Raw genomic sequence first — 5,786 nt, 5'->3', positions numbered from 1 at the left:
GGGCGGCGGGGGCGAGGAAACCCACCCCTACGCCGAAGCCTCCGTGAGCCGCGCCACCTCCGCCGCCGTCAACTCCAGTTCGCCCACCGCAAGGAGTGCCGGAAGCTGCTCCACCACCCGCGCGGAGGCGATCGGCGCGGCGACCGTCGGCTGGGCGGCGAGCCAGGCGAGGGCGATCGTGGCGACCTCGGCACCCCGCGCCGCGGCGACCTCGTCGAGCGCGGCGAGGACCTTGACGCCTCGCTCGGAGTCAAGGTGCTTGCCCGCCCCGGCGGCGGCACGGGCGCCCTCGACGACCGTGCCCGGCCGGTACTTGCCGGTGAGGAAGCCGGAGGCCAGCGCGAAGTAGGGGACGGCGGCGAGGCCCGCCTGCGAGGCGACGTCCTGGAGGGAGCCCTCGTAGGTGTCGCGGGAGACGAGGTTGTAGTGGGGCTGGATCGCGACGTACCGGGCGAGGCCCTCGCGGTCGGAGAAGTCGAGGGACTCGCGCAGGCGCTCGGCGGAGATGTTGGACGCGGCGATGTGCCGCACCTTCCCCGCCCGGACGAGTTCGTCGAGCGCGCCGATGATCTCCTCGACGGGCACGTCCGGCTGGTCGAAGTGCGTGTAGTAGAGGTCGATGTGGTCGGTGCCGAGGCGCTTGAGGGACGCGTCGGCCGCGGCCTTGATGTTGTCGCCGGAGAGCCCCTTGAACTCGGGGTGCTGGCTGACCTTGGTCGCGATGACGACGTCGTCCCGGTTGCCGCGCGAGGCGATCCACTTGCCGATGATGGTCTCGGACTCGCCGCCGCTGTTGCCGTCGACCCAGGCGGAGTAGGCGTCGGCGGTGTCGACGAAGTTGCCGCCGGCGGCGGCGTACGCGTCGAGGACGGCGAAGGAGGCCGCCTCGTCCGCGGTCCAGCCGAAGACGTTGCCGCCGAGGGAGAGGGGGAAGACTTCGAGGTCGGAGGAGCCGAGCGGGCGCAGAGTAGTCATGTACTACGTCAACGACGGTCACGGACGGGCGCATTCCGCCGGGACCGCAAAGTTCCGGTCAGAACGAGCACGAAAAGGCCGCCCCGAACACCGAGGCGGCCCCAGCACAACCACGTCCTACAACGACCTCACGGGTTCAGCCCGTTGCTGCGCAGCCAGGCCATCGGGTCGATCCCGGTCGAAGCCCCGTCGGGGTGGACCTCCAGGTGCAGGTGCGCCCCGGTCACGTTCCCGGTCGCCCCGACCCGCCCGATGACATCACCCGTACCGACCTTCTGGCCGACACTGACGCTGATGGACGACTGGTGGGCGTACCAGATCTCGGTGCCGTCATCCAGAGTGAGGATGGTCCGGTAGCCGTAGGACCCGGCGTACCCGGCCTCCGTGATGGTCCCGCTGTGGACGGCCTTGATGAGCGTCCCGGTGGGCGCCGCGAAGTCGAGCCCGGTGTGGTAGCCGGAGGACCAGAGCGCCCCGGACTGCCCGAACGTCGAGGTGATGGTGTACGACGAGGTCGGCAGCGCGTACTGCTTGGCGAGCTCGGCGAGCCGCGCCTCCTCGGCCTTGCGCTTGGCGGCGGCGTCGGCCTCTTCCTTGGCGTCCTCGACGTTGGCCTGCGCGGCCTTGGCGGCCTTCGCGGCGGCCTCGGCCTCGGCGCGCTGGGCGGCGACCTTGGCCTGCTGCTCGGCCTGCGTCTGCTGGGACTCGGCCTGCGCGATGATCCGGCTGCGCAGCGCCTCGGCGGCGTCGGCGGACTCCTGGCCGGCCTCGGCGACGATGTTGCTGATCGGCGCGGGGTCCTTGGCCTCGTCGCCGCTGTCGGAGACGAGGGAGCCGACGCCGGGTATGTCGGCGACGTTGATGGAGACGGGTGCGTTGCCCGTGTTGGCGCTGGCCATGCCGCCCGCGCTGACCGCGGCGATGACGCCGACGCCGAGAACCGTGGAGCTGCGGGCGAAGCCGCCGCCACCGGCGCGCTGCCTGGCGACGCGGTGCTTGCCCTTGACCGGCGCGAGGGAGTCGGCGGTGGGGTTCCACTCCTCCCAGGGGCCCTCGTCCTCGGCACGGTAGCCGCCGAACCCGAAGGTCGGCTTGGGGGTTTCCTGGGCAGTCGGGTTCGCCACGCGGGCGCACTCCTTTCCTTCCGCTGCCTACCGGGTTAGCTGACGGGTTCGGAGCGGGAAGGTCTCCTACGCGCGTAAACCGGCCGCTCGTGAGCGGTGGCGTCCGCGTGATTCACCCCAAGGTGGTGGTTCCCCGGTTCCCTCGCGGGATTCGGCGCGTGCGCACGGAGCCGTCTCTGGTGACGGCTGGGACAACCGTGCTGCGTTATCGAACGTTAATCGACCCGGGTACCCGTTTCCAAGCTGTTCCTCTTGATCGACAAACATTTTGGCCCGGGATTATTGGGTCAACCACAGGGAAAAACGGGCGAGTTGGGGTGCCGATGAGAACAGCGGGATACACAGAGTGATCGACTGCGGGCGCAAAAGAGCACAAAAGGACCGGGACCCTGTTTCCAGGATCCCGGTCCTTTTTCAGTAGCGGGGACAGGATTTGAACCTGCGACCTCTGGGTTATGAGCCCAGCGAGCTACCGAGCTGCTCCACCCCGCGCCGTTGGGTTAACTATAGGCAGACGCCGGGCGGATCTCCAAACCGGTTTCCCTAGACCCCCGGGTTACGGGCGTGCGTCAGCGTCTCCCAGGCCACGAAGAGGTCGTCCGTACCGGCGGGCCGGTGCCGCTCCACCAGCCGGTGCGCCGCCGGGACGGGCTCGTCGAGGCGGCCCTCCAGGTGGTTGACCAGGACCTCCAGGTCGGGCCCCAGGCTCCGGTCGACCTTGCCGCCGCACAGCCACGCCGGGGCCTTCTCGCCCTCCTGGTAGCGCGCGTGCAGCTCGGCCGCCGCCTTCAGCCGGTCCTTGGCCTCGCCGTACAGGTCGACGCCCTGGTGCCAGGCCGTCTCCGCGATGTGCGAGGCCGCGGCCAGCGAGTACCCGGCGTGCTTGAAGTTGCGGCACGTCTCCTGGGAGACGCCGTCCTTGAACGTCGTCTGCCCGAACCAGTACGTCGTGAGCTTCGCCGGGTCGTCGAGCCCTGAGCGGGCGGGCGCGATCGGGACCTTGCCGTCCTTCTCCAGATAGAAGTACGCCGGGACCCGCGCCCGGAACCGGCTCAGCGCCCGGTCGAACACCTTGTGGTCGTTGGTGAAGACCCCGATGCCGATCGCCGCGTCCGTCATCGCGAGGTCCCAGTTCCCGTTGTAGTCGGGGACTTCGCGCGATACGACGGGGAGGTACGCGTTCCTGAGCATGTCCTCGAACCTGCGCACCCGGTCCGCCGGCCACCCCGCCCCCGGCGTGTGCCGGACGATCTCCGCCGCCCGCGCCCACGTCGACCCCGCCCACGCGGTCTGCAATCCGGCGTCGTCCTCGGTGTGCCGCCGGATCTTCCCCGACCAGGCGTCCATGATCTCCCGCGCCTTCACGGCGTGCGCCGGTTTGCCGGTCACCCGGAACAGCAGGGCCTGCGTGTACGCGGCGATCGCGTCCTGCCGCTCCTCCACACACCCGTGCGCGGGGCGGTTGGGCTGGTCGCCGCCGGGGCAGTCGACGCTCTCGTACGGCTGCGGCCGGTACTTGTACGAGCCGTACTCGCTGTCCCGCATGTCCAGGTAGGCGCGCAGCCAGGGCTGTTTGCCGGCGTGCACGTTCTCGCGGGCGGTGTCGAGCTGGGCGCCGTTCACGAGGACCCCCGGATGCGTGAAGGACGCGTCCGGGGGGAGGGCTCGGGCCATCTGGCGGGTCTCGTCGGCGGCGGTGGAGCAGGCGGCTAGGGCTGCGCCCAGGAAGAGGGCGGTTACGGCTTTGGCTGACCTCATGTGGGCAGCGTCACCGCCCGCCCGCACCCCCGCCAGTCGGATCACCCCAACAGATGACCATTCGGCGCCTTTGCCGCCTTCTCGTACTCCGGCAGCAGGACCACGTCCACCCCGGCGTCCCGCAGCAGCCCGTTCCCGTCCGCGTCCTCGACGAAGGTGTCCGGCTCGATCCAGGCGGTCACCACCCGCCGCACCCCCGCGTCCAGGATCAGCCGCGCGCACGGCGCCGGCCGCGAGGCCCTGCGCGCGCACGGCTCCAGGCTGGAGTACACCGTCGCCCCGGCCAGCCGCGGATCCGCCGGGTCCAGCTTCGCGAGCGCCGCCTCCTCGGCGTGGACGACGGTGTCGGCGCCCTCCCGCGAATGCCCGCGCGCCATCTCCGTACCGTCCCGCGCGACGATCACCGCCCCGACGCTGAAGGCGGTCTCCGAGGGCGGGCAGAGCGCGGCGAGGTCGCAGGCGACGCCCAGCCAGTGGTGGTCGGCCGGGGTCACGCCGGGCCGGTACCGCATCAGCACGACGTCCTCCAGCTGCCGTGTCTCGATCAGCCGGAGCCGGCCGCGCTCGTACTCGCCGGGCCCGAACAGCCGGGGCGCCTTGGGGTCGCCGACGAACAACGGCGCGACCACGAGCTGGAGTTCATCGGCCAGCCCCGCCTGCACGAGCTGCGTGTGGATCGTCCCCCCGCCCTCGACCATCAGCCGCCTGACCCCCTTCGCGTACAGGTCCGTGAGCAGCCGGTGCCAGTCGATCTCCGGTCCGAGGGGTACGACGTCGGCGCGGATGCCGAGTTCCGCGACGCGCCGGGCGCCCAGGTCCGTCGTATAGACGGCCTTCTCGCCGCCGGTGTGCCAGAACTTCGCGTCGGGATCGAGGTCGCCGGACGCCGTGACCGTCACCTTCAGGGGGTACTCGGGGCGGCCCTCGGCGAGGCGGGCGGCGCGGCGCTTCTCGGAGTAGACGAGCAGGCGCGGGTTGTCGGCGCGGATCGTGCCGGCGCCGATCAGGATCGCGTCGGCGGAGGCGCGGACCTCGTCGACGCGGTCGAAGTCGGCGGGGCCGGAGAGGAGGAGGCGGGCGGGGGCGGTGTCGTCGAGGTAGCCGTCGAGGGAGACGGCTGCGGAGAGGAGGACGTACGGGTAGGGCATCGGTGCGGTCTCCCCAGGCTCGTGTGGCTGACGTTGGCTCTTGTGGCTCGCGTTGGCTCTTATGGCTGACGTTTGGTTCAAGTTTGAAACAAAACTACACTGGTCGTATGACGACCCGCTGGCTCAGTCCCGACGAGATGCGCGCCTGGCGCGCGTACGTCTCCGCGCTGTTCCTGGTGGAGGACGCGCTCGACCGGCAGCTCCAGCAGGACGCCGGGATGCCGCACCTCTACTACTCCATCCTCGCCAACCTCTCCGACGCTCCGGAACACCGCATGCGCATGACGGACCTCGCCGAGAGTACGAAGATCACGCGCAGCCGTCTGACGTATGCCGTGACTCGGCTGGAAAAGGACGGTCTGGTCCGGCGCGAGCAGTGCCGGTGGGACAAGCGGGGGAGCATCGCCGCGCTCACCGGGGAGGGGGTGGCGATCCTGGAGCGCGTCGCGCCGGGCCACGTCGAGACGGTCCGCTCGGTGCTGTTCGACCGGCTCACGCCGGAGCAGGTGGGGCAGCTGGAGGAGATCAGCCGGCGGATCACCGAGGGGCTCGAAGGGGAGGAGGTCCCCTGGCGGCGCAGATCCTCGGGGTGCGAAGGCGTCACGTGACGTACATCAAAACCAGTTGCTTCAACTTTAAAACGAGGAGTATGGTCGGGAACCGAGCATCTGCTTCAAATCTGAAACAGATGCCCGTTGGCTCACCCAACCGCCCCGGCCCCGGGAGCCCCGCCTGCCCGCCTTCCCCGCCGCCACGCCGCGCTCCCGCGTCCGGGTCCAGC

General features: G+C 70.5%; 5 protein-coding genes, 1 tRNA gene and 1 riboswitch. Of the genes, 1 reads left to right on the top strand and 5 read right to left on the bottom strand.

The window, feature by feature from the left end; all coding sequences use genetic code 11:
* Window positions 1-27 precede the first annotated feature (27 nt).
* The 5 genes from AOK24_RS02730 to AOK24_RS02710 all read right to left on the bottom strand — a co-directional run bounded on the left by AOK24_RS02730 (window position 28) and on the right by AOK24_RS02710 (window position 5,005).
* Window positions 28-975, bottom strand: a complete 948-nt coding sequence (locus tag AOK24_RS02730) for an aldo/keto reductase (RefSeq protein ID WP_055718434.1) — start codon at window positions 973-975, stop codon at window positions 28-30.
* Between the two features lie 128 nt (window positions 976-1,103).
* A complete protein-coding gene (locus tag AOK24_RS02725; protein WP_055718433.1) occupies window positions 1,104-2,099 on the bottom strand; it encodes a M23 family metallopeptidase in 996 nt (331 codons plus the stop codon).
* 9 nt (window positions 2,100-2,108) lie between these two features.
* A riboswitch (cyclic di-AMP (ydaO/yuaA leader) is annotated at window positions 2,109-2,266 on the bottom strand.
* Between the two features lie 251 nt (window positions 2,267-2,517).
* Window positions 2,518-2,591, bottom strand: a tRNA-Met gene (locus AOK24_RS02720).
* 51 nt (window positions 2,592-2,642) lie between these two features.
* Complete coding sequence (locus AOK24_RS02715) at window positions 2,643-3,857, bottom strand: alginate lyase family protein (RefSeq protein WP_079056646.1); 1,215 nt, start codon at window positions 3,855-3,857, stop codon at window positions 2,643-2,645.
* A gap of 41 nt (window positions 3,858-3,898) precedes the next feature.
* On the bottom strand, window positions 3,899-5,005 hold the full coding sequence (locus AOK24_RS02710) for a dihydrofolate reductase family protein (RefSeq protein ID WP_055718431.1): 1,107 nt from the start codon (window positions 5,003-5,005) through the stop codon (window positions 3,899-3,901).
* 107 nt (window positions 5,006-5,112) lie between these two features.
* On the opposite strand from AOK24_RS02710, the gene AOK24_RS02705 reads away from it, so the two are divergent.
* Window positions 5,113-5,613, top strand: coding sequence for a MarR family winged helix-turn-helix transcriptional regulator (locus AOK24_RS02705; protein WP_055718430.1), 501 nt, complete (start codon window positions 5,113-5,115; stop codon window positions 5,611-5,613).
* Window positions 5,614-5,786: the final 173 nt, after the last annotated feature.

Source organism: Streptomyces niveiscabiei, from assembly GCF_001419795.1.
Taxonomy (GTDB): domain Bacteria; phylum Actinomycetota; class Actinomycetes; order Streptomycetales; family Streptomycetaceae; genus Streptomyces; species Streptomyces niveiscabiei.
This window is presented reverse-complemented; position numbering and strand designations above follow the sequence as displayed.